We start from the raw sequence: 23,520 nt of genomic DNA, 5'->3' as shown, positions 1-23,520 counted from the left end.
TCGCCTACCTGCTGGAGGCTCTTACTTGAGCGTGATCTCCGCGAGCGCCGGGTCCTCGAAGAAGTCCATCTTGAAGTTGCTGAACTTCTTGGTGTTCACCAGACGGTACTGGGTGCGCTGCCACAGCGGGATGACACCCTGCTCGGTGTCGATGGCCAGCTTCTCGGCCTGCTTGTAGAGGTCGGCGCGCTTGGCGGCGTCCTTCTCCGCGCGGGCCTGGTCGAGCAGCTTGTCGAACTCCTTGTTGGAGTAGCGGCCGCGGTTGTCGCCCTGCGCCTTGCCGGTCGCCGGGTCCTCACCGATACCGGCGGTGCTCAGCAGCGGGGCGAGGAAGTTGTCCGCGGTCGGGTAGTCGGCGGTCCACGCCGAACGCCACAGACCGTTGGCGCTCTTCTCCTGCTGAGCGGCCAGGGCCTCCTTGAACGGCTTGCCGTCCAGCTTGACGTTGAGGCCGAGGACGTCCTTCAGCTGCGCCGCGATGGCCTGGACCCACTCCTCGTGGCCGGCACCGGTGTTGTAGCCGAAGTTGATGGTCGTGCCCGGCTTCAGGCCGCCCTTCTCGGCGAGCTCCTTGGCCTTCGCCTTGTCCTGCTTGGCGCAGGAGGTGCAGACGCCTTCCTGGTAGACGTCGGCGAACGACGGCGGCAGGAACGCGGTGGCCGGCTTCTGCATGCCCTGGAAGACGGACTTCGCGATGGCCTCGCGGTCGATCGCGTACGAGATCGCCTTGCGCGCGTCGGGGTTGTTCAGCGGCTTGGTCTGGTTGAAGACGACCAGGTAGTTGATGCCGGAGAACTCGCCCGAGTACCACTGGCCCTGCGGCTCGTACTTGGCCTTGGCGACCGAGAGCTGCGGCGTGGGCATACGGGCGAAGTCGAACTGACCCGACTGGAAGCCCGTGTACTCGAGCTGGGCGCTGTTGGCCGGGTTGAGGATCTTGACCTCGACCTTGTCCAGCTTGGCCTTGGTCAGACCGTAGTCGTCGTTGCGGACGATGGTGATCGACTTGTTGTGCTGCCAGCTGCCCTCCATCTTGAAGGCGCCGTTGCCGATCGGGGCGTCGTTGAACTTCTTGTTGTCGCCGGCGCCGGCGACCTTCGGGACCGGGCTGAAGGCCGCGTGCGCGGTCTTCTTGTCGAACTCGGAGTCGACCTGGGTCAGCTCGACCTTCAGGGTGGTGGCGTCCGGGGCGGACAGACCGGCGAACTTGTCGCTCTTGCCGCTCTTCAGGTCGTCGTAGCCCTTGATCCCGGACATGTGGTACGAGACGTCGGAGGCCGAGGCCTTGGCGGCGACACGGGTCCAGCCGCGGATGAACGACTCGGCGTCGACGGGCTCACCGTTGGTGAACTTCGTGCCGGCCTTGATCTTGAAGGTCCAGGTCTTGCCGTCCTCGGTCGTGCCGGACTCGGCGAGCTTCGGAATGAGCTTGCCGTCCGTGGAGACGTCGTACAGCTGGGTGAAGAGCGCCCGGGCGATGAGCATGCCCTCGGACTCCTGGGCGTTCACCGGGTCGATGGAGACGGGCTCGGTGAGGCCGAGTCGGAACGTACCGCCGCTGCCCCCCTTGCCGGCGTCGTCCTTCTTGTCGTCGCCACCGCCACAGGCGGTCGCGGCCAGAGCGATGATGGCCGCTCCCGCGACCCACTTGGCGCTCTTGGCACCACGCATGGGTTTCCTCCTCATGAGTCCACTGATCTGCAAGAAGGGTCTTGGTCGTTTGCCGACACCCCTGACGGCAAGGAACACCCAAGTACCCCGAGTGTGCTCGTGAGTCGGCACTCCCCACAGTGCGTGACCCATTGACCCGAGCTCATCGAGCCAACTATTAAGGACGGCCGGGCCGTAAACCACACCTAAAGGGTCTCGTTTTGGCAACATCAATCGCCCGCGTAGACCCGAAATGCGGACAAAGCGATCCTAGACAGACACCCCCGAAACGGACCGTTAATACATGTTCCGGAGAGCGACGCTCGATAACCGGACGCCATGTTGCCCAAAACGGGTTGTGCATTCGCGCAGCCCCCGTTCCCGGTTCCCGACGGACGGACGACGGGCCCATCTCACCGCCCGTCACCGGCCCCCGCGGTCACCGCGGCCCCACGCGGGAGCCCCGCCATCCGTGTGCGCACGGACGGCGGGGCTCCCGTTCCCCTGCTTCCTCATCCGAGGTCAGCAGTACTTCTTCTGCACCAGCGCGGCGATGCTCTTCCTGCTGACCTTCTCGCCGCAGCGGGTCGCCCCGTCGACCTTCGCGCCGTAGCTCCTCGCCTGCCCGTGACCCTGCTTGACCCACTTGGTGCCGCCGTCGCACCGGTACCCCTGCCAGTACCCGGACGCCTTGAGCCGGCCCACGTAGAACCAGTAGCGGCCCTTCTTGGTGAGCGTGTCCGTGACGGTGACGCTCTTGGTGGTCGTCTTGCCCTTCTGGTGGTTGTAACTCCCCTCGACATTCGCGTCGAGACTTATCAGCACCTTGGCCACCGACAGACCCGCCGTCGCACCGCCCTGGACGGACCACCCCGAAGTGAGCGTCTTCTCGTGCGCCAGCGTCTTGCTGATTTGCCTACTGCCGCCCGAGTACTCCTTCTCGTACCCCTTCACCTGGTGCGTGAGTACGCGGCTGTGGCTCGTGGTGACCCAGGAGACCGAGCCGGTGCCCGGGTCGCAGATCAGCGGGGCCGCACTTGCCGTGGCCGTCGGCACGACCACCAGCGCCGAGGCGGCAAGTGTCGTCGCTGCGGCCGCCGAGGCGAATCGCATCCTCACGTTGTTCCCCATTTCGTTCTCGCAGACGGCGGGGCATGCGAAATCACCCCCCTCTGCTTGCGCATGCGAATCATCACGACTCGCATCGCAACCCCGTGCCCCACCGGCTGGTGCGACAGGAAGGAGTCTGCCATCAACGACCCCTGCGCGACAGCTTTTTGATGATGCATTTTTGCTTTCGCAACCACTTGCTGGTCGTTCGGGGCGGATCACGGGGGCAGCCGCCGACCGGAGCCGGCCGTACCGGTGCTGCCGCTCGGGCGCCGACCGGGCGGCAGCACCGCGGAAAAGGGCCCGGCCCCTCCACGTCGCACGTGGAGGGGCCGGGCCCGAAAGGAGGGAGAGATCAGCGCTTGGCGCGCGAGGCGGCGCGACCGCGCTCCTTCTGGTCCAGGACGACCTTGCGGATGCGGACCGTCTCCGGGGTCACCTCGATGCACTCGTCCTCGCGGCAGAACTCCAGGGACTGCTCCAGGGAGAGCTTGCGGGCGGGCACCACGTTCTCCGTGGTGTCGGCGGAGGCCGCGCGCATGTTGGTGAGCTTCTTCTCCTTGGTGATGTTGACGTCCATGTCGTCGGCGCGGGAGTTCTCGCCGATGATCATGCCCTCGTACACCTCGGTCCCGGCCTCGGTGAAGATGACGCCGCGCTCCTGGAGGTTGACCATCGCGAACGGCGTCACCGTGCCGGAGCGGTCGGCGACCAGCGAACCGTTGTGGCGGGTGCGCAGCTCGCCGAACCACGGCTCGTGGCCCTCGAAGATGGAGTGCGCGATGCCGGTGCCGCGGGTCTGCGTCAGGAACTCGGTGCGGAAGCCGATGAGGCCGCGGGACGGAACGATCCACTCCATGCGGACCCAGCCGGAACCGTGGTTCGTCATCGTCTCCATGCGGCCCTTGCGGCTCGCCATCAGCTGGGTGATCGCGCCGAGGTGCTCCTCGGGGGAGTCGATCGTCATGCGCTCGATCGGCTCGTACGTCTTGCCGTCGACCTGCTTGGTGACGACCTCGGGCTTGCCGACCGTGAGCTCGAAGCCCTCACGGCGCATCTGCTCGACGAGGATGGCCAGCGCGAGCTCGCCGCGGCCCTGGACCTCCCAGGCGTCGGGGCGCTCGGTGTCCAGGACGCGGAGCGAGACGTTGCCGATCAGCTCGCGGTCGAGGCGGTCCTTCACCTGGCGGGCGGTGACCTTGTGGCCCTTGCCGCCCTTGCCGACCAGCGGCGAGGTGTTGGTGCCGATGGTCATCGAGATGGCGGGCTCGTCGACCGTGATCAGCGGCAGCGCGATCGGGTTCTCCGGGTCGGCAAGGGTCTCGCCGATCATGATGTCCGGGATACCGGCGATGGCGCAGATGTCACCGGGGCCCGCCTTCTCGGCAGGCTTGCGGGTGAGCGCCTCGGTCATCAGCAGTTCGGTGATGCGGACGTTGGACATGGTGCCGTCGCGCTTGATCCAGGTGACGGTCTGGCCCTTGCGCAGCTCGCCCTGCTCGACGCGGCAGAGCGCGATGCGGCCGAGGAAGTTGTCGGCGTCCAGGTTGGTGACGTGCGCCTGGAGCGGGGCCTCGGCGTCGTACTCCGGGGCCGGGACGTGCGCCAGGATCGTGGAGAAGAACGGCTCCAGGTTGTCGCTGTCCTGCGGGACGGTGCCGTCCTCCGGCTTGGTCAGCGACGCGATGCCGTCACGGGCGCAGGCGTAGACGATCGGGAACTCGATCTGGTCCTCGGTCGCGTCCAGGTCCAGGAACAGGTCGTACGTCTCGTCGACGACCTCGGCGATCCGGGAGTCGGGGCGGTCCGTCTTGTTGATGCAGAGGATGACCGGCATCTTCGCGGCGAGCGCCTTGCGCAGCACGAAGCGGGTCTGCGGGAGCGGGCCCTCGGAGGCGTCGACGAGCAGCACGACGGCGTCCACCATCGACAGGCCGCGCTCGACCTCACCACCGAAGTCGGCGTGGCCGGGGGTGTCGATGATGTTGATCGTGATCGGGTCCCCGCCGTCCTTGGGGTGGTACTTCACCGCCGTGTTCTTGGCGAGGATCGTGATGCCCTTCTCACGCTCCAGGTCGTTCGAGTCCATCATGCGTTCGTCGAGGTTCTCGGCGGCGTGCGCGGCGAAGGCGCCGGCCTGCCTGAGCATGGCGTCGACCAGCGTGGTCTTGCCGTGGTCGACGTGGGCGACGATGGCTACGTTACGGATGTCGTGGCGCGTGGGCATGTGTGGCTTGCGCTTCTCTCGATCGTGGGATCAGGCGTCTCAGCCGCTCTCGGGTCCTCGTACGCCCACCGGGCGGATGCGCCACGGCTGACCACCATGGTAAAGGGCCGACGCCGCGACGGCTTCCCCGACGGCTTCCGGCCGCCCGCGCGACGGGCGTCGCACCTCCCTCCGCACGGACCGGTCCGTGCCCCTGTCCTGCGGTGACCCGGCTCCGGGGAGCACGGCGGACCGGGTTCGGGTTTCGTGTTCCCGCCGCCGTGGCCATGTCTTCCGGCGGAGTTCACCGAAGGCGCGGCCGCGGTGCCCGGTGGGGCGTCCGGCACGGGGCGTGGGCCGGTCCCTGGCTCCCTGCGCCGTTCCGGTCGGCGCTCCCCGGGGCTACTGCTTCCGGTCCGGCGGGGCGCCTGCGGGCTGCGGCTTCTTGAAGCCGATGTCCTGGTAGTGGGGTGCGCCGAAGCCGAAGGCGCCGACGTTCAGCAGCCTCCTGTCGGTCGCCACCAGCTGCGGGCGCTGGTAGAGGGGGATCGAGGCCGCGGCGGCCCAGATCCGTGTGTCCGCCTGCCGCATCAGGTCCCGGGCGGTTCCCTCGTCGAGTTCGGAGGCCGCCTGGTCGAAGAGCTGGTCGATGTGGTCGGTGCCGACGCGGGTGTAGTTCTGCTCGACGAGCAGGGAGCCGTCCCCGGCGGGCACCGGCTTGGCGAAGATCGGGCGGTCGTCGGTCGCGGGGTAGGCGGTGGCGGGCCAGGAGTACAGCGCCAGGTCGTAGTCGCCGGAGGCGATGTGGTCCCGGAAGTAGCTGTCGTCGGCGACCTTGGTGATCGACGTGCCGATGCCGATCGAGTCGAGCATCGCGGAAATCTTGTCCCCGACGGCGCGCAACGGCTCCGCACCGGGTCCGGACGGCAGGACGAAGCGCAGGTTCAGCGGTTTGCCGTCCTTGCCGAGCGGGCCGCGGCCGGTGTCCGGCGCCTGGGCCGGGGCCGCGGTGCCCGCGGGGGCGTACGCTCCGGTGGCGCCCCCGGGGCGCTGGTCCCGGACGGCCGCCTCGGCGGTGGTGTCCTCGGAGGTGCCGGTCCGCGCCAGGTGCCCGGCCTGACGCAGCAGGGCGACGCCGTGCGCGGCGGCGGCCGGGGCGGGGGCCAGGACCTGGCGTGCCTGCCCGGTCGCCTCGCCGTCGCCGGGCTTGCCGTCGTCACCGACGACGTAGAGGCCGTCGGCGGCCCCGTGCCCGCCCGCGGTGTCGTGGTGCCGGTCCGCGTCGGCGCGGTGGGCACCGGCGTCCGCGTTCCCGGTGCTCCCGGCGTTCCCGCCCTTGTTGTCCTGGTCGGCCTCGTCCTTGCCGCCCTTCTGCCCCTTCTTCTCCGCCTCGCTGCCCGCCTTCGTGCCGTCCGACTTCTTGACCGCACCCTCACGGGTCCAGCCCGCCTCGGCCAGCAGCGCCTGCGCCTCCTCCTTGTCCTCCCCGCCCAGCGCGCCACTGCCGTCCTGGTACCCGGGCTGTCCGGCCAGGGCGAGGTGGCTGCCGAGCGGTGCGGCGGGGAGACCGAGCGGTTTGAGCACGGTGTCGGCGAGTGCCTGCCGGTCGAGGGCACGGGCGACCGCGCGGCGCACCCGGTCGTCGGCGAGCGGCCCGGACTCGCCGTTCAGGGCGAGCTGGGTGTACGCGGGCTCCAGCGCCTTGCGGACCGTGTAGGCGCGCAGTTTGCCCTGCTCGGCCGTGTACGTCTCGGCGGCGGCGCGGGCCTGTTCCCTGGCCGCCCGCGCGGCGGCCGCCTCCGTCTCGTTCGAACCGTGTGCCACGGCCCAGGAGCGCATCGCGGCGGCCGGTCCGGACTCGGCACCGGGCCCCTGGGCCAGGGGCTGTCCGTTCGCGCCCCCGTCCTGGCCCGCCTGCGCGACCCGGTGGGCGGTGGCGGCGTCGATGTCGGCGACCTCGACCGTGCCCGCGGTCAGGGCCCGGACGCGGTCCTGCGGCTTGACGGCCCGGAAGACCAGCGAGGCGAGCTTGGCCCGGTTGCCCCACCAGTGCGGGTCGCGGACCAGGGTGACCTCGCCCGTCTTCCGGTCCACGCCGCCCAGCCGGAACGGTCCGGCCGTGGCCTTGAGGGTGGTCCGGGCGCCGTCGTTGAAGGCGCTCGGCGAGCCGGTCACCTCCTTCGGGTACAGCGGGGAGAAGAGCGAGCGCCAGTCCGCGTACGGCTTGGCAAAGGTGACGCGGACCTCCTGGTCGTCGGCTCCGCGCTCGATCTTCTCGATCCGCTCGTAGCCGGCGTTGCGGGCGGTCCAGAACGCCGAGTTCTTGCCGTTCAGCGCCCGCCACTGGGCGACGAAATCGGGGGCGCCGATCTCCCGGCCGTCGCTCCACACCGCCCGCGGGTCGAGCCGGTAGAGCACCACCTGCCGGGGCTCGCGCTCCACCACCTCCGCGGACTTCAGGTAGTCCGTGTTGAGCTGCGGCCTGCCCTGGGTGTCCAGCGGGAAGAGCGTCGGCAGCAGGGCGCTGGTGATCCGGGCGGTGGAGGCGTCGGCGTCGGCCTGGAAGGCGTTGAACGTGGCGGGCACGGAATCGATCGCCCAGTGCACCGTGCCACCCGCGGCGACGGCGTCCCGGCTCGCGCGCGCGATGTCCTGCGGGGCGGCCGCCGCCGTTCCGCCGTCGTCGGAGCTGCACCCGGCCAGCACGGGGAGCGTCAGCACGCCCGTCGTGAGGAGCGCGAGCGAGCGGCGCTTTCGGGCCGTCCCCCGCGGGACGCCGACGTGGGTCATGGCTGATACCTCCGGGGCCGGCCCGGCCCACCCGCACCGGATGGGCCGGATTATGCGTTTGAGGCGGCATATGCAGTTGATCAGACTGATCTCGCCCACCCACTGAAGGCGCCCCCGCGCGGGAGGTGGCGCAGACACGGCGCGCACTCCCCCGAACCTCACCCGTGCGGCGCAGCACCCGCGCCCCGGACGGGCAGTACGCCGCACGCCCCGCTCCCGCCCGGCCCCGTTTCCGCAGCGCCCCCGCCTTCGCCCCGCCCCCTGCTCCCGCCCGTGTTCCGGCCCCGTGAGGAGGGGCGGGGAACCCTGCCGGGTCGGCTGTCGCTCCTCGGGACGGCCTTGCCCGTCGCACGGCCCGCGATCTAGGGTGAATGCGCTTTCAGCAGAGGGTCGGTACGTGCGGCAGCAGGTGCTTGAGGACGTAGGAAGAAGCGGACGGTCGGTCGAGTGAGTGCCCCCACGGTGTACGACGTCGCCGAGCGGTCGGGCGTCTCCATTGCCACGGTCTCCCGGGTCTACCGCACCCCCGACTCGGTGCGCGCCCAGACCCGCGAGCGGGTCCTGGAGGCCGCCCGCCAGCTCGGATACGTGCCCAGCGGGAACGCCCGGGGCCTGGCCAGCCGGACCACCGGTGTGCTCGGCCTCTGCTTCCCCGATTACTCGGACCCGGACACCGAGAACGAGGCGGCGGCGACCGACGAGGACGACGACCACGCCTTCATGCTCTACTCCGACCAGATCATCCGGGGCATGGAGCGCGCGGCCCGGCGTCACGGTTATGCCCTGCTGATCGCCGCCTCGCTTAAGGGCGGCCCGGAGAGCCTGGTGGCCAATGTCGCGGGGCGGGTGGACGGCTTCGCGGTGCTGGCCGGCACCGTGCCCACCGCCGATCTCGAAGTGATCTCGCGGCGGTTGCCGGTGGTCATGGTGGCGGGCCGGCGCGGCATCGACCATCTCGACCACATCGTGGTCGCCAACACCGACGGGCAGCGGACGATCACCCGCCACCTCATCGAGGACCACGGGCTGCGCCGCCTCGCCTTCATCGGCGGGGAGGCCGCGTCCCCGGACGCCGAGGCGCGGTTCACGGGGTTCCGGGAGGCGTGCCGCGACGCGGGGCTCCCGGTGCCCGACGAGCCCGCCGCCCGCGTCACGATGATGACCCAGGCGGAGGGGTTCCGGGTGACGGACGCCCTGCTCGACCGGGACGGGGAGCGACCGCAGGCGATGCTCTTCGCCAACGACCAGATGGCCGTCGGCGGACTGCACGCGCTGGAGCGGCGCGGGATCGACGTACCGCGGGACATCGCCGTGACCGGGTTCGACGGGATTCCGCTCAGCCGGCTCGTGCGCCCACCGCTGACGACGGTCCGGCAGCCCATGCGCCGCCTCGGCGAGGAGGCCGTGGAGCTGCTGGTGCGGCGCCTCGCCGACCGGGAGCGCGACCCGGTCTCCCTGATGCTGCCGGTGTCCCTGGCCCGCCGCGCGAGCTGCGGCTGCGGCTGAGTCCCCGTCGCGGGGACGGGCCCGTACGCCACCCCGACCGGAGGCCGTACGACACCGTCCGCCCGGACGCCCGCGCGCCCCGCCCCGCCCCGCCCCGGCAGGGCCCGTACGCCACCGTGCGCGCGGCACCCCGTGCCGAGCGGGCCCGTGCATCACCGCCCGCCCGGCACGCCGCTCCGGCCGGAAGCCTCGCGTCACCGTCCCCCACCCGGCGCCCCGGCCGGGCCGCCTCACCGCCCCAGGTGCGCTCCGAAGAACCTGGTCCGGGCCGCGCGCAGCTCCTCCGCGGCCGCCGCCGTCCCCGGGTGCTCGAAGTGCCCGGCGTCCAGCACCTGGAGCTCGCGCTCCCCTGCCAGGGCGTTGTACACGGCGAACTGCCCCGGCGGCGGCACCGACGGGTCGAAGAGCGCCGCCGCGACCAGGGTGGGCCGCTTCGTCCGGCTCGCCGCCGTGGCGGCGTCGAAGTACGGCAGCACCTCGGTGACCTCCGGGTGCGTCCGGCGGTAGGTGCGCACCGACTCCCCGCTGCCGATGCACGGCAGGGTGAGCCGCAGGGGGTGATTGCCGAAGGTGGGCACCGTCAGCTGCGCGGCCCCGAACCGGTCGTCCCAGGGCAGCGCCAGTGCGCCGAGACCGCCGCCGAAGCTCTCGCCGAGCAGGCCGAGCCGCGGGCCGTCCTGCGTGCGGGCCGTCTCCGGCACCAGTTCGTGCAGGGCGGAGGCGGCGCACCACAGGTCCGCCACGCAGTCGCCGATGACATAGGTGTCGCGGGACGCGATGCCGTGCAGCACGTGCGCGGCGGAGACGTCCGGGATGCCGGTCCGCAGTCCGCGCGCGCCCATGCCCCGTACGCACGGCAGGATCGCCGCGGACCGGGGCAGCGGCAGCGGCACGTCGGGGCCCGGCTCCTGTCGGCCGCCGTACCCGTGCCCGATGACGAACCCGTACTCCGCCTCGGCGCCCTCCGCGGGCAACGCGACCCAGCCGCCGAGCCGCACCCCGCCGACCGAGGTGAACGTCACCCCGTGGATGCGCACGCCGTCGCGCTCCTCCTCCAGCGGCCCCAGCTCGGGTTCCGTGGCGACGCCGCGCGCCTCCTCGTACCGGGCCCGCCAGAACGCGTCGAAATCGTCCGGCGCGTCGTCGGGGGCGGAGATCCGGAGCAGGTCGTCGAGCGTGCGCCCGTAGGCCGGATCGAAGGGGAAATCGTGTGCGAACGAAGCCATGGCCACGACAGTAGCGCCAGGCCCCGGCGGCACTGATCGCCGCCCGACGCCACCGGTGGGGACGACTGATCACCCATTTGGGCGGATCACCACAGGGATCCATCAACGGCGCGAAATCGGTCACAATCATTACCAATTTCGCAAACAACGTGTTTACCGTGCCAAGTTGAACATCCAGGTGTCCGGCACGTTGCACGAGTGTGACCCAACACCCTCTTGCGGATTCCCGAATTCCTGTCGCAGAGTGATGTATGCGCTTACAGGCAGCGCATACATTCGGATTGCTCAAGGAGGAGCCCTCCATGCCCCGCACCGCCAGAACCGTCTCGGCCGGCATCGCCGTCACCGCCGCGCTCACCCTCGGGCTCACCGCGTGCGGCGGCTCCGGTGGCGACGACGTCGCCGCGGACAAGAAGCAGACGCTGACCGTCTGGGCCATGGGCGCCGAGGGCGAGAAGCTCGCGGATGTGGCCAAGGAGTACACCAAGGCCCACCCGAACGTGACCGTGAAGGTGACCCCGGTCGGCTGGGACGTCGCCCACCAGAAGCTGGTCTCCGCCGCTGCCGCCGGCACCCTGCCGGACGTGGCGCAGATGGGCGGCAGCTACATGGGCGAGTTCGCCGAGCTCGGTGTGCTGGAGCCGGTCGACACGAAGACGTTCGACGAGAAGAACTTCTTCCCGTCCGGCTGGAAGCAGGGCGAGGTGAACGGCCAGGCGTACGGCGTGCCGTGGTACGTCGACACCCGCGTCCTCTACTACCGCACCGACCTTGCCGAGAAGGCGGGCATCACCAAGGCTCCGACCAACTGGAAGGAGATGCAGGACCTCGCCACGGCCTACCAGAAGAAGGCCGACACCAAGTGGGGCCTGTCCATCCAGCCGAGCGGCCTGGACACGGTGCAGAACTTCTACTCCTTCCTGTACTCGGCCGGCGGCGAGATCGTCGACGACAAGGGCAAGGCCGTCATCGACAGCCCCGAGGCCGTCAAGGCGCTCAAGGAGTACGCCTCGTACTTCGACAAGGGCCTGGCCAACAAGTCCGTCCAGCCCGGCTACGACGTGGTGAAGGACTTCGGCAACGGCCGCGTCCCGATGTTCTTCGGCGGTCCCTGGCACGTCACCCTGCTGAACGAGGGCCAGCCGCAGATCAAGGGCAAGTGGGCGGTGGCCAACGTGCCCGCCGACAAGTCCTCGGTCTCCATGGCCGGCGGCTCCTCCCTGGTGATCTCCAAGGACAGCGAGCACAAGGCCGCCGCCAAGGAGTTCATCTCGTACCTGACGGACACCAAGGGCCAGGCCGACTGGTACAAGCGCACCAAGGACCTGCCGGCCAACACGTCCGCCTGGACCTCCGGTGACCTCGCGGACGACGCGAACCTCCAGATCTTCAAGAAGCAGATGGACACCGCGAAGTCCTCGCCGTCGCTGTCCAACTGGACCGAGATCACCGACAAGGTCGACCAGGCCATCGCCAAGGTCACCCAGGGCAAGGCGTCCGCCGAGGACGCGCTCAAGACGGCCCAGTCCCAAATCGAAGGCCTCGTGAAGTAGGAGTCATGCGCACCATGACCTCAAAGGCCGCGGAGTCGGCCACGGTGCGGGCCGGGTCGGGGGCCTCCGGGTCCCCGGCCACCGGGCCCGCGGGTCGCCGGGGCGGCAGGAAGCCCTCGATGGGGGTGCAGAACCTGGCCGGCTGGCTGTTCTCCACCCCCTTCCTCGTGCTCTTCCTCGTCTTCATGGCGTTCCCGATCCTCGCGACGTTGGTGATGAGCTTCACCGACTTCGGGCTGCGCAACGTCACGCACCCGATGGACGCGAATTTCATCGGCTTCGAGAACTACGTCCATCTGTTCAGCGACGACAAGTTCCTCAAGTCGCTGTTCAACACGGCGTACTTCGTCGTGATCGGGGTCCCCCTGACGATCTTCCTGGGGCTGGTCGTCGCCGTGCTGCTGAACAACGGCATCGACCGGGCCCGGACCTTCTTCCGGGTCGGCTTCTACGCCCCGGTCGTCACGACCATCGTCGCGGTCGCCGTGGTCTGGCGGTTCGTGCTCGACCCGAGCGACGGGCTCGTCGCGGGGCTCTTCTCCGAAGTGGGCCTCACCTCGCCCGACTTCCTGGGCTCCGAGAAGCTCGCCATGCCGTCGATGATCGCGATGGCGGTCTGGCGCAACCTCGGCACGGTCATGGTGCTCTTCATCGCCGGCCTGCAGGCCATCCCCACCGAGGTGCGGGAGGCCGCCCGGCTCGACGGCGCCGGTGCCTGGCAGGAGTTCAGGGACATCACCGTGCCCCTGCTGCGGCCCACGCTGCTCTACGCCACGGTGATCACCACCATCGGCTACCTCAACGTCTTCGAGGAGCCGTTCGTGATGACCCAGGGCGGTCCCTCGGACTCCACGCTCACCGTGTCCCTGAACATGTACCGCGAGGGCTTCAACTTCTTCCACATGGGCTATGCGAGTGCCATGGCGTACGTCCTCTTCGTGGTGATCATGGGCATCACGGTGCTCCAGCTCCGACTGCTGAAGGACAACACGAAATGAGCGCCACCAGTGCACCGGGCGCCGTCTCGACGGCGCCGCCGCAGAAGTCCGGGGACACCCGGCCGTCCGGCCCGAGGAAGTCCCGCAGCCTGAGGCGTCCCCTCGTCTACGTCCTGCTCTCCCTCGGTCTGCTGATCATGTCGGCGCCGTTCCTGTGGATGGCCCTCGCGGCGTTCAAGACGCCGCAGGAGCTGACCGCGAGCCCGCCGGTGTGGATCCCGACCGAGTGGACCCTGGACAACTTCCGGGACCTGCTCGACAAGCTCGATCTGCCGCTGTACTTCATGAACTCGGTGTTCGTGGCGGTCCTGGTCACCGTCTCGAACCTGGTGTTCTGCTCGATGCTCGGCTACGCCCTGGCCAAGCTGAACTTCGCCGGCCGCAGCAAGATCTTCGGCCTGGTCCTCGGCGCCCTGATGGTGCCGGGCAACCTGATGCTGCTGCCGCTGTTCGTGCTGATGAGCAAGCTGGGGCTGATCGACTCCTACGCCGGTCTGGTGCTGCCGTTCGCCGCCGGGGCATTCGGTGTCTTCCTGATGCGGCAGTTCATGCAGTCGATCCCGGACGAGCTGCTGGAGGCGGCCCGGATGGACGGCGCCGGCGAGTGGTACATCTTCTGGCGGATCGTGATGCCGCTGGTCAAGCCCGCCCTGGCGACGCTCTCGATCTTCACGTTCCTGGGCTCCTGGAACAACTTCGTCTGGCCGCTCATCGCGACCAACGACCCCGACAAGTACACACTTCCGGTCGCCCTGGCCACCTTCGCCACCGACCCCAACAAGGCGGGCGGCTCCAACGGCATGCTGATGGCCGGTTCCTTCCTGATCGTGCTGCCGGTCCTCGTCGTCTTCATCGCGCTCCAGCGGCACTTCACCCAGGGCATCGCCACGGCCGGCATGAAGTAGTCGGCCCGGCGTACCGGGCCCGCCGGGACGGTCCGCGGGACCGTCCGGCCGCCACCCGTGTCGGCACCGGCCGGTCCCGGTCCCGGCGGGTCCGGCCTCGCCGTCGCCCCGCCCCGCCCCACCGAAACGTATGAGGTCGCGCGCCCGTACCCCGCGCGTCGGCCACACCCCTCACACCCATCAGAAGGACAGTCTGCGATGACTCACACCCAGGTCCCGTTCCCCGAAGGCTTCCTGTGGGGCGCCTCCACCGCCGCCCACCAGATCGAGGGCAACAACGTCAACTGCGACTGGTGGGTCAAGGAGCACGCCGAGGGCACCCACATCCAGGAGCCCAGCCTGGACGCCGCCGACAGCTACCACCGCTGGCACGAGGACATGGACGTCCTTGCCTCGCTGGGCTTCACCGACTACCGGTTCTCCATCGAGTGGGCGCGCATCGAGCCCGTCGAGGGCACCTTCTCGCGCGCCGAGCTCGCCCACTACCGCCGCATGGTGGAGGGGGCGATCGAGCGCGGCCTGCGCCCCATGATCACCCTGCACCACTTCACCGTCCCGCAGTGGTTCGAGGCGCGCGGCGGCTGGACCGCCGAGGGTGCGGTCGAACTCTTCGCCTGCTACGTCGCGGCCTGCGCACCGGTGATCTCCGAGGGCGTCGGCCACGTCTGCACCATCAACGAGCCGAACATGATCGCCGTCATGGCCGGTCAGGCCAAGCGCGGTGACAACAGCTTCCCGCCGGCCGGTCTGCCGACCCCCGACGACGAGACCACCGCGGCCGTCATCGCCGCGCACCACGCGGCCGTCAAGGAGGTCCGGGCGATCAACCCCGGCATCCAGGTCGGCTGGACCATCGCCAACCAGGTCTACCAGGCCCTGCCCGGCGCCGAGGAGGTCACCGCGGCCTACCGTCACCCCCGCGAGGACGTGTTCATCGAGGCGTCCCGCGGCGACGACTGGATCGGTGTGCAGTCCTACACCCGGACCAAGATCGGTCCCGAGGGCCCGATACCGACTCCGGAGGACGCCGAGCGCACCCTCACGCAGTGGGAGTACTACCCCCGCGCGGTCGGCCACGCGCTGCGCCACACCGCCGAAGTCCTCGGCAACGACGTGCCACTGATCGTGACCGAGAACGGCATCGCGACCGACGACGACAGCCGCCGGATCGACTACTACGCCGGTGCCCTGGACGAGGTCGCGTCCGCGCTCCAGGACGGCCTGAACATCCAGGGCTACCTGGCCTGGAGCGCCCTCGACAACTACGAGTGGGGCTCCTACAAGCCCACCTTCGGCCTGGTCGGCTGGAACCCGGAGACCTTCGAGCGGCTGCCCAAGCCGTCCGGCGTCTGGCTGGGCGAGATGGGCCGCACCCGCGCCCTGCCGCGCATCGCCGACTGACGTCGGCCCTCCGACCGGGAGCGGTCCGACCGCTCCCGCCCGTACGGGGCCGGCGAACCTGACGGACGCCGGTCCCGTGCCGCCCCATCCGCGTGGGCGGCGCGCGTCTCCAACCCCGCCGACGCCCGCCGCCCGCGCGGGTGCCGTACCCACACGCCGTACGGCGTACGTGTCGTGCGCGCACACGCCGTGCGCGCACACGCCGTACGCGCGGGTGCCCCGCACACCACGGCACCCCGCCCCCTCAGCACGCCCGACGAACGAAACCCGTCCACCGTCCACAGTCGGTGGCTCTTCTTCGAAGGAATCTGATGGATCGTCGAACCTTTCTCGCCACCGCCGGAACCGGGGCCGCCGCCCTGTCCCTCGGCGCGGTGACCATCCCCTCGGCCAACGCCGCCCCCGCCCCGGTCGCGTCCGCCGGGGCCCCCGTCGCGTCCGCACACGCCCCGCTGCTCCTGCGCTGGTTCCGCGACACCTACCGCTCGATGGAGGCGATGACCACCGGCCTCGGCCTGGCCGTCGACAAGATCGACATCAGCGGCCCCGGCGCCCCCGTCCCGTCCCGGCAGACCTCGCCCACCAACATCGGCTGCGGCCTGTGGTCGACCGTCGCCGCCGCCGGACTCGGCGTGATCGACAGGGCCACGATGGAACGTCGCCTGGACCGCACCGTCCGGTCCGTCGAGAAGCTGGAACGCCACCACGGCTTCTGGCTCAACTGGTACGACGCGCACGACGGTTCGGTCCTGACCGAGTGGCCCGGCACCGGCGATCCGGTACGCCCGTTCCTCTCCTCCGTCGACAACGCCTGGCTGATCACCGGGCTGCGCATCGCCGCCGACGCCGCCCCCACCCTGCGCCCGCGCGTCGCCCGCATCCTGGCCACCGCCGACTGGTCGTACTACTACACGCCCTACGACCCGGCCGACCCCGTCGCCGGCCCCGGGCAACTGCGCGGCGGCTTCTGGACCGACACCGGGGAGCCCACCGGCCACCACTACGGCGCGCTCAACACCGAGCCCCGCATGGCCAGTTACCTGGGCATCGCGGACGGATCACTGCCCGCCGACCACTACTGGCACCTGCTGCGCACCATGCTTCCCGAGCACGAGCAGGAGCAGCACCCCGGAGGCGGCTACGTCGCCATGGACGGCGTGCGCGTCTGGCAGGGGCACTACACCCACCGCGGCAGGAAGATCGTCCCCAGCTGGGGCGGGTCGATGTTCGAGGCCCTGATGGTGCCGCTGTTCGTGCCGGAGCCCGAGTGGTCGCCGCGCTCCTGGGGACTGACGCACCGGCGTTATGTGCGCAGCCACATCGAGCACGGCCTGGAGGAGGCCCGGTACGGGTACTGGGGCTTCTCCCCCGCCAACATCCCGGAGGGCGGGTACCAGGAGTACGGGGTCGACGCGATCGGCATGCAGGTCGACGGCTACGCCTCCAACACCGACCGCACCCACACCGTTGACGGCGCCCCGCTGCCTCCCCCGTCGGCGTTCACCAACGGGGTGGTCACCCCGCACGCCTCGTTCCTCGCCCTGCCCTACGCACCGGACGAGGCGATCGCCAACCTGCGGGCGCTGGACCGCGACTTCGGCGCCTATCACGCCGGATACGGGTTCCGGGACTCCGTCAACGTCGGCACCGGACGGGTCAGCGACTACGTGCTCGCCCTCGACCAGGGCATGATCGCCGCGGCACTGGCCCAGGCGCTCCGCCCGGGGCTGTTGCAACGGCCGTTCCGGACCGGCGGGTTCCAGGCACGGGTGCGTCCGCTGCTCACCAAGGAACGCTTCTCCATCTGACCGGACCGGCCGGACGGCGGGCCGCGCCCGGCGCGGGCGCCCCGCCGTCCGCCGGGTCGCGGGTCACCGGAAGCGGACATAGCCTCACAGACGTGACACCGTTCCCCGTGGACCTGATCCTCCCGGTGGCGGTCCTCGGCGCCACCGCGGCGGCCGCCGTCCATGCCTGCGCCGAGCGCCGGAGGCGGGCCACCACCCGCACCACACCCGGCGGAATCGTCCGGGACCCGGACGAGCAGCCCGGCCACGAGCGGCTCGGTCACGACCAGCCCGGTCACGAGCGGTCGGGTCACAACCAGCCCGGTCACGAGCGGTCCTGTGGCGAATCGTCCCGCCGGGAGGGTGTCCGGCGCCCGCCTCGGCACCCGCGCGACGGCCGCTGATTCGGCCCGGCCCATGGCCCCGCCGACTGCTGGACCCGCCCGGCCGATGAGCCCCCGTTCGGTGGCCCATCCGGTCGACGGGCCCGCCCGGCCGATCGCCCCCGCCCCGGCCGGTTGCGCCGACGCCCCGGCACCGCGCGCCGCGCCGGTCGCGGCCCCGGGGCCATCAGGTCACCGGACCACCGGACCATCAAGCCACCGGGCCACTCAGTACATGCTCAGCAGCTGCTCCACCGTGGGTTCGGCGGCCGGTTTCCCATCGGGCAGTGCCAGCTCGAACCAGACGGTCTTGCCGCGTGGTGTCCGCCTGGAGCCCCAGCCCGCGCTCAGCATCCCGACCAGTTGCAGCCCGCGCCCGCCCTCGTCGGTGTCGCGGGCCCGCCGTCGTCGCGGCTGGACGAGGCCCGCATCCCACACCTCGCACACGAGCGTGCGGTCGCGCAGCAGCCGGAGCCGGATCTCGCCCTCCCCGTACCGCAGGGCGTTGGTGACCAGTTCGCTGACCAGCAATTCCGTGGTGTCCACCAGCTCGCCGAGACCCCAGTCGAGCAACTGGTCGCGGGCCAGTTCACGGGCGCGGCCGACGGAGCGGGGCTCACGGGGCAGCCGCCAGTCGCCGACGGCGTCGACCGGGAGCCCCCGGATACGCGCCATGAGCAGGGCGATGTCGTCCTCGCCGTGCCGGGTGTCGAGGGTGTTCAGCACGTGTTCGCAGACGTCCTCCAGCGGCCGCTCGGGTTCGACGAGCGCGTCGCGCAGGGCCTTGAACCCCTCGTCGAGCGGGTGGTCGCGGGACTCGATGAGACCGTCCGTGTAGAGGGCGAGCAGGGCGCCCTCCTTCAGCTCGACCTCGACCTCCTCGAACGGCTCGCCACCGACGCCGAGCGGCATGCCGGGCGGGACGTCGAGCAGCACGGCCCGCTGCCCCGGCTCGACCACGGCCGGGGGGAGGTGTCCGGCGTTGGCGAAGGTGCACCGGCGGGTGACCGGGTCGTAGACGGCGTACACGCAGGTCGCCAGGTACACCTCGGAGAGGTCCGCCTCGCGCGACTTGTGGGCGGCCCGTGAGGGCCATTGGGCGCCGCCCTGGGAGCCCTTCGGGAGCGCACCCGCGCTGCCGCCCGGCGCGCCCAGCCCGCGGGCCACCTCGTCGAGCGCGGCGAGCACCTCGGCCGGTTCCAGGTCGAGCAGGGCCAGGGTCCGCACGGCGGTGCGCAGTTCGCCCATGGCCACGGCGGCGCGCAGGCCGCGCCCCATGACGTCGCCGACGACGAGGGCGGTGCGGTGGCCCGGGAGCTCGATCACGTCGAACCAGTCGCCGCCCACCTCGGTGGCCGTGTTGCCGGGGAGGTAGCGACAGGCGATGTCGAGTCCGGCGGCCTCCGGTGCGCCGGGCGGCAGCAGGCTGCGCTGGAGGATCAGCGCGCGTTCGTGCTCACGCCGGTAGAGGCGGGCGTTGTCGATGCAGACCGCGGCGCGGGCGGCGAGTTCACCGGCAAGCCCCCGGTCACGCTCGCCGAAGGGCTCGCTGCCCTTGGTGCGGGAGAACTGGACGAGGCCGACCACCGTGTCGTGGGCGACCATCGGCACGGCCAGGGTCGACTGGACGAAGCCGCGGTCGTCCCCGGGCACGACCTCGACGTTCCCGGTGCGCAGCGCGACGGCGCACGGCGAGCCGTAGGGGAACTGGTGCACGGCGCCGAGCGCGGGCGGACCGGCGTCCCGGGCCGCAGAGTCCGCCACGGTGGCGCCCATGGCGTCCGACACGGCACTGGCGAGGGCGACGCGACGCAGTTGCGCGGAGCCACCGACGGACTCCTGACGGAGCGAGTCCCAGCTGCCGGGCGGGGCGTCGTCGCCGGTGAGCAGCCCCTGGTAGAGGTCGACGGACGCGAGGTCGCAGAAGCCGGGCACGGCGACGTCGAGGAGTTCGCGGGCGGTGGTCTCCAGGTCGAGGGTGGTCCCGATGCGGGCGCCGGCCTCGTTGAGCAGGGCGAGGTTGCGGCGGGCACTGGCGGCCTCGCGGGCGGCGATGTGTCGTCTGGTCACATCGGTGGCCAGTCCGGCGATGCCGACGGGCCGGCCCGATCCGCTGTGCACCCGGTAGAGGTTCATGGACCAGTGCCTGCGGTCCGGTTCGCCGGGGGCGTGGCCGATGAGCTGGAGGTCGGTGACGGACGTGCCGGTCTCCAGTACCCGCTTCAGAGTGGCGGTGAGGCGGGCCGCCTCGGTGGGCGGAAGGTAGTCGTCGACGGTACGGCCGCGGTGGTCGTCGGCCCGCCCGCCGAAGACGGTGGCGAAGCGCTCGTTGGCCCGCACCACCGCGAGGTCCGTACCGAACAGCACGAAACCGAAAGGTGATTGGCCAAATATCGCCTGTGATGCGGCGAGGTCCGTCTCGATGCGGCGCAGCGCACGGACGTCCACGACGAGGCAGAGCGCGGCCCGTTCCCCGGTCTTCGTCTCGCTCGGCATCACATAGAGTTCGGCGACCCCGCGCACGGCCCGTTCCCCCGGGATCCGGAACGGGACGAGTCCCGTCCACTCCCTGCCGTCGAGGATCTCGACGACCCGGCGGTGGCCGTTGCGGCGCAGTTCCGCGGGCATGAACGCCTCGACCGGATCCATGCCCACCGCGGCGTCCGCGGTCATGCCGAACAGCTCCGCGGCCCGTCGGCTCCACTGCTCGATCAGGCCATCGGGGCCGATCGAGAAGGAGGCGACCCTGATGTAGTCATAGATCGAGCCGGGCGGACTGCTCTGCCACACGATGCTGCCCGCCGTCCCAGGTATTTCGCTCACGCGACCGTCCCCTCCAGCTCACACACCGGACCGGCCATGACCGCAGTATTCAGCACTACAGCCCCGACCGACACGGCGTTCACGATCACAGCACGGTCTCAGTCCCTTTCGGACAAGGTTCCGCCCGACCGCGGTGATCGCCGTCCCACCCCACTCCTAACCAGGCAGCGCCAGCTCGAACCACACGGTCTTGCCGCTCTTTCCGCGTCTGGTCCCCCAGCGACGGGCGGAGCACGCCACCAGTTGCAGCCCCCTGCCGCCCTCGTCGTCGGGGCCGGCCCTCCGTTCGGTGGGCGGATCCGGAAGCGGATCGGAGACTTCCACGAGCAATCCTGGGTAGGCGGAGGGCATGTCACCGTTGGGATGGGGGCGTTGCAGCCGCACGCCGATGGGGCCCGATGTGTACTGCATGGAGTTGGTCACCAACTCGCTGACCAGCAGAACCGTCATGTCTCCGAGCTCCGCGTCGAGCCCCCAGCCGCGCAACGTCCCATGGACCGCGTGCCGCGCGGTGCGCACCGCGCCGGGCTCGGCAGGAAAGATCCACTCGGCGCAGTCGCCTTCGCTGTCGATCACGCCGACCACTTCCCAAGACCAGCAACGGGGACGTCCTGTTTTACGCGGGCTAATCAGCACATACCCGATAATCAGGACGAAGTATCGCCGGGATCGACACGTGGGGCGTACGGGTGTATGACCATGCACACGAACAGATGTACGCAGAGAGAGGGGCGCACAGGACACGCGTCGCGCGCCGTGACGACGGGCGACAACACCACCCGCCACCCGATTCCGCGCCCGCGGCGCACGCCCCGAGGTCCGCCCTCGTCGAGGCACACCACACTGCCCGAATCCGTCGGCGCACACCACGCCGCGATCCGGCACAACCGCGCGGGACTCGCCGCACCCGCACTCCGACCGAGCGGCACGACACCCCCGTGCGCCGTCAATCCCGTGCGCCGTCGAAGCCACACGCCATCGAAGCCACACGCCGTCGATCCCGCACGTCGACGGCCCCGCGCACCGTCGCCCCCCACATGCCGCCGCCCCCGCGTGCCCGATGACCCCGCAGGTTCGATGGATGCGCAGGTCCAGTGGATCCGCGTGCCCGATGGCCGCACACACCGATGCCCCCGCGTGCCTGACGAATCCGCGCACTCGATGACCGCGCAGGTTCAATGGATGCACAGGTCCAAGGGATGCACAGGTCCAACGGATCCGCGTGCCCGATGAATCCGGACGCCGAAGTCCCGGGCCCCGGCCGGGCCCGCGCGGCCGACCCGGCCGCCGGGAAGAGCGGGGCGGCCACGGGGAAAGGCGGGACGGCCGGAATCCGGCCGCCCCGGGGCCGTGCGACGTCCGCGTCGTGTCAGACGTCGGAGGGGGCGCCGTCCGGAAGATGCTTCATCGCCTCCGCGACCGCCGGCCGGTCCTGATCCAGCCAGTCGACCGCGTCGATCTCGCCGGGCCCGAGCCAGCGCAGCTCGTCGTGCTCCTGGAGCGGCGCGGGCACACCGGACACCAGCCGGGCCGTCCACACCCGGAGCACGTACCCAGGCTTCAACGGCCACTCACCGGGAATCCGCGCCAGCGGCGCCACCTCCACGCCGAGCTCCTCCCGGAGTTCGCGCACGAGCGCCTGCTCGCCGCTCTCCCCCGGCTCCATCTTCCCGCCCGGCAGCTCCCAGCGCCCGGCCAGCTCCGGCGGGGTGCTGCGGCGCGCGGCCAGCAGACGCCCCCGGTCGTACACAGCCCCCGCCACCACCACACGATCATTCATGAGCCGGAGCGTAACTCCCCCGCACGCGGGCGCACGCCCTACAACCGCCCCCGCTGCCCGACACGCTCCACCCAATAGAGCTGCTCGTCTCCGTGGACGTCCAGCTTGTCGGCGATCTCCTGAGCCTCACCACGCGTGGCATATCTGCCGACGCGGTAGCGATTGCCGTTGCCGTCCTCCCTTATCACCAGCCAAGGGAGATCGGCACCGCTGTCGTTCATCGCGCCCCTTCCGAGCATCGCGCCCCTCCCTCAAGCAATGTGCATGTCTTTAAAAAATCCCAGGGAACCGCAGTACGCATATGCCGGAGCCTACGCCAGACCTTTACTCAACGAATACGTAATTACACAAAGAGATACCGATCCAGCCAAGAGAAAGGGGCGCATCCTCTCGGATGCACCCCATCCCCCTGATCATCCACCCCCACCGGGATCGAATTCCGCGGACATGACAAACGAAAGCGGGGCGGCCGCAGCCGCTCACGGACCCCGACCCGACGGCGGGGCGGCGGACGCCGCCCCGCGCACACAGGTCACCTGACCGGCAGGTGATAGGCGACCCGGAAGCGGTCGGCGGGCACCACCACATCCGCCGTCTCGACCGCCCGGCCCGAAGCGTAGAACGTACGCTCGATCACCATCACCACATGACCGGGAACGCCGCCGAGCGCCAGGAGCTCCTCCGCCAGCCCCGGACGCGCGCCGACCTGCTCGGCCACGTTGTCCACGACGACATCGATCGCGGCCATCCGCTCGACCACCCCGCAGCCGCCCAACGGCCCCTCCTCCGGCAGCATCACCGGCGTACGCCCGGTCACCGCGAGGGGCTCCCAGGAGGTGGAGAGCATCGTCGGCTCCCCGGCCTCCCGAAAGGTGTACGCCGTACGCATCACCCGGTCACCCGGCTCGATGCCCAGGCGCTCGGCCACCGCGGCGCTCGCACCCTCCTGCTCGCTGCGGGACTCCCACGTCCCCCGCGCGCCCTCCGCCGTCTGCTCCTGACGGAACGGACTGGCCCCCACTCCCGACCGGTACCCGGAACGGGCGATCCGGCGCGGAACAGGACGCTCTCTCACATACGTACCGGAACCGGATCGCCCCTCGACCAGACCCTCGGCCATCAACACCTTGCGCGCCTCCAGCGCGACGGTGTCCGAGACTCCGTACTCCTCGCGAATACGGGCCTGCGACGGCAGGCGCGTACGCGGCGGCAGCGAGCCGTTGACGATCTTCTCTCTCAGATCGCCCGCAACACGCAGATAGGCGGGCTGCTCACCGAAAGTCACAGGCCACTCCCAACAGGTTGACAGTCTGCAACAGACTGACAACGGTCGGTTGTGCATCGCAAGCACGGGCCAAAGTTTCACCTGAAGTGATGACTTCTCTCGGTTCCGCGCATAGCC

At 70.5% G+C, this 23,520-nt stretch carries 17 protein-coding genes; 7 read left to right on the top strand and 10 right to left on the bottom strand.

Annotation, left to right across the window (positions count from 1 at the left end; translation table 11 throughout):
• Nucleotides 1-21 precede the first annotated feature (21 nt).
• The 4 genes from ACFC79_RS01545 to ACFC79_RS01530 form a co-directional block, all read right to left on the bottom strand.
• Nucleotides 22-1,671 carry an ABC transporter substrate-binding protein gene (locus ACFC79_RS01545; protein ID WP_376233672.1) on the bottom strand — a complete coding sequence of 550 codons (1,650 nt, stop codon included), beginning with the start codon at nt 1,669-1,671 and terminating at the stop codon, nt 22-24.
• Between the two features lie 501 nt (nt 1,672-2,172).
• Nucleotides 2,173-2,769, bottom strand: a complete 597-nt coding sequence (locus ACFC79_RS01540) for a hypothetical protein (protein WP_376233671.1) — start codon at nt 2,767-2,769, stop codon at nt 2,173-2,175.
• A gap of 346 nt (nt 2,770-3,115) precedes the next feature.
• Entirely contained in the window at nt 3,116-4,987 is a 1,872-nt protein-coding gene (gene typA / locus ACFC79_RS01535) for a translational GTPase TypA (protein WP_376233668.1), read from the bottom strand.
• A gap of 381 nt (nt 4,988-5,368) precedes the next feature.
• Nucleotides 5,369-7,756 (bottom strand): ABC transporter family substrate-binding protein, encoded by a 2,388-nt coding sequence (locus tag ACFC79_RS01530; protein ID WP_376233666.1) that lies wholly within the window; start codon nt 7,754-7,756, stop codon nt 5,369-5,371.
• 447 nt (nt 7,757-8,203) lie between these two features.
• On the opposite strand from ACFC79_RS01530, the gene ACFC79_RS01525 reads away from it, so the two are divergent.
• The gene (locus ACFC79_RS01525) at nt 8,204-9,262 is read left to right on the top strand and encodes a LacI family DNA-binding transcriptional regulator (protein WP_376233663.1); all 1,059 of its coding nucleotides are present in this window, start codon (nt 8,204-8,206) and stop codon (nt 9,260-9,262) included.
• A gap of 230 nt (nt 9,263-9,492) precedes the next feature.
• Here ACFC79_RS01525 and ACFC79_RS01520 read toward each other — a convergent pair whose 3' ends face one another.
• The gene (locus tag ACFC79_RS01520; protein ID WP_376233661.1) at nt 9,493-10,488 is read right to left on the bottom strand and encodes an acetylxylan esterase; all 996 of its coding nucleotides are present in this window, start codon (nt 10,486-10,488) and stop codon (nt 9,493-9,495) included.
• A gap of 302 nt (nt 10,489-10,790) precedes the next feature.
• Here ACFC79_RS01520 and ACFC79_RS01515 point away from each other — a divergent pair, with 302 nt between their 5' ends.
• The 6 genes from ACFC79_RS01515 (at nt 10,791) to ACFC79_RS01490 (ending at nt 17,536) form a co-directional block, all read left to right on the top strand.
• Nucleotides 10,791-12,041, top strand: coding sequence for a sugar ABC transporter substrate-binding protein (locus ACFC79_RS01515; RefSeq protein WP_376233659.1), 1,251 nt, complete (start codon nt 10,791-10,793; stop codon nt 12,039-12,041).
• Between the two features lie 5 nt (nt 12,042-12,046).
• Nucleotides 12,047-13,039: a carbohydrate ABC transporter permease gene (locus ACFC79_RS01510; protein WP_376233656.1), complete on the top strand. Its 993-nt coding sequence runs from the start codon at nt 12,047-12,049 to the stop codon at nt 13,037-13,039.
• Nucleotides 13,036-13,944, top strand: a complete 909-nt coding sequence (locus tag ACFC79_RS01505; protein ID WP_376233653.1) for a carbohydrate ABC transporter permease — start codon at nt 13,036-13,038, stop codon at nt 13,942-13,944. The genes ACFC79_RS01510 and ACFC79_RS01505 overlap by 4 nt, the downstream gene beginning before the upstream one ends.
• Nucleotides 13,945-14,142: 198 nt before the next feature.
• Nucleotides 14,143-15,345, top strand: coding sequence for a glycoside hydrolase family 1 protein (locus ACFC79_RS01500; RefSeq protein ID WP_376233651.1), 1,203 nt, complete (start codon nt 14,143-14,145; stop codon nt 15,343-15,345).
• 311 nt (nt 15,346-15,656) lie between these two features.
• A complete protein-coding gene (locus tag ACFC79_RS01495; RefSeq protein ID WP_376233649.1) occupies nt 15,657-17,153 on the top strand; it encodes a glucoamylase family protein in 1,497 nt (498 codons plus the stop codon).
• Nucleotides 17,154-17,245: 92 nt separating this feature from the next.
• Nucleotides 17,246-17,536 (top strand): hypothetical protein, encoded by a 291-nt coding sequence (locus tag ACFC79_RS01490; RefSeq protein WP_376233647.1) that lies wholly within the window; start codon nt 17,246-17,248, stop codon nt 17,534-17,536.
• A 207-nt stretch (nt 17,537-17,743) separates the two neighbouring features.
• Here the strand turns inward: ACFC79_RS01490 and ACFC79_RS01485 are convergent, their stop codons facing one another.
• The 5 genes from ACFC79_RS01485 to ACFC79_RS01465 all read right to left on the bottom strand — a co-directional run bounded on the left by ACFC79_RS01485 (nt 17,744) and on the right by ACFC79_RS01465 (nt 23,403).
• Nucleotides 17,744-20,305 (bottom strand): SpoIIE family protein phosphatase, encoded by a 2,562-nt coding sequence (locus ACFC79_RS01485; RefSeq protein ID WP_376234875.1) that lies wholly within the window; start codon nt 20,303-20,305, stop codon nt 17,744-17,746.
• A 189-nt stretch (nt 20,306-20,494) separates the two neighbouring features.
• Complete coding sequence (locus tag ACFC79_RS01480; protein ID WP_376233645.1) at nt 20,495-20,923, bottom strand: ATP-binding protein; 429 nt, start codon at nt 20,921-20,923, stop codon at nt 20,495-20,497.
• A gap of 784 nt (nt 20,924-21,707) precedes the next feature.
• On the bottom strand, nt 21,708-22,118 hold the full coding sequence (locus ACFC79_RS01475) for a (deoxy)nucleoside triphosphate pyrophosphohydrolase (RefSeq protein ID WP_376233643.1): 411 nt from the start codon (nt 22,116-22,118) through the stop codon (nt 21,708-21,710).
• A 38-nt stretch (nt 22,119-22,156) separates the two neighbouring features.
• Nucleotides 22,157-22,339, bottom strand: a complete 183-nt coding sequence (locus tag ACFC79_RS01470) for an SPOR domain-containing protein (protein WP_376233640.1) — start codon at nt 22,337-22,339, stop codon at nt 22,157-22,159.
• Nucleotides 22,340-22,650: 311 nt separating this feature from the next.
• Nucleotides 22,651-23,403: a GntR family transcriptional regulator gene (locus tag ACFC79_RS01465; protein WP_376233638.1), complete on the bottom strand. Its 753-nt coding sequence runs from the start codon at nt 23,401-23,403 to the stop codon at nt 22,651-22,653.
• Between the last annotated feature and the right edge of the window lie 117 nt (nt 23,404-23,520).

This window comes from Streptomyces sp. NPDC056061 (assembly GCF_042266885.1).
Taxonomy (GTDB): Bacteria; Actinomycetota; Actinomycetes; order Streptomycetales; family Streptomycetaceae; genus Streptomyces.
The sequence above is the reverse complement of the archived record's forward strand: the minus strand, read 5'-3'. Positions and strand labels throughout refer to the sequence as shown.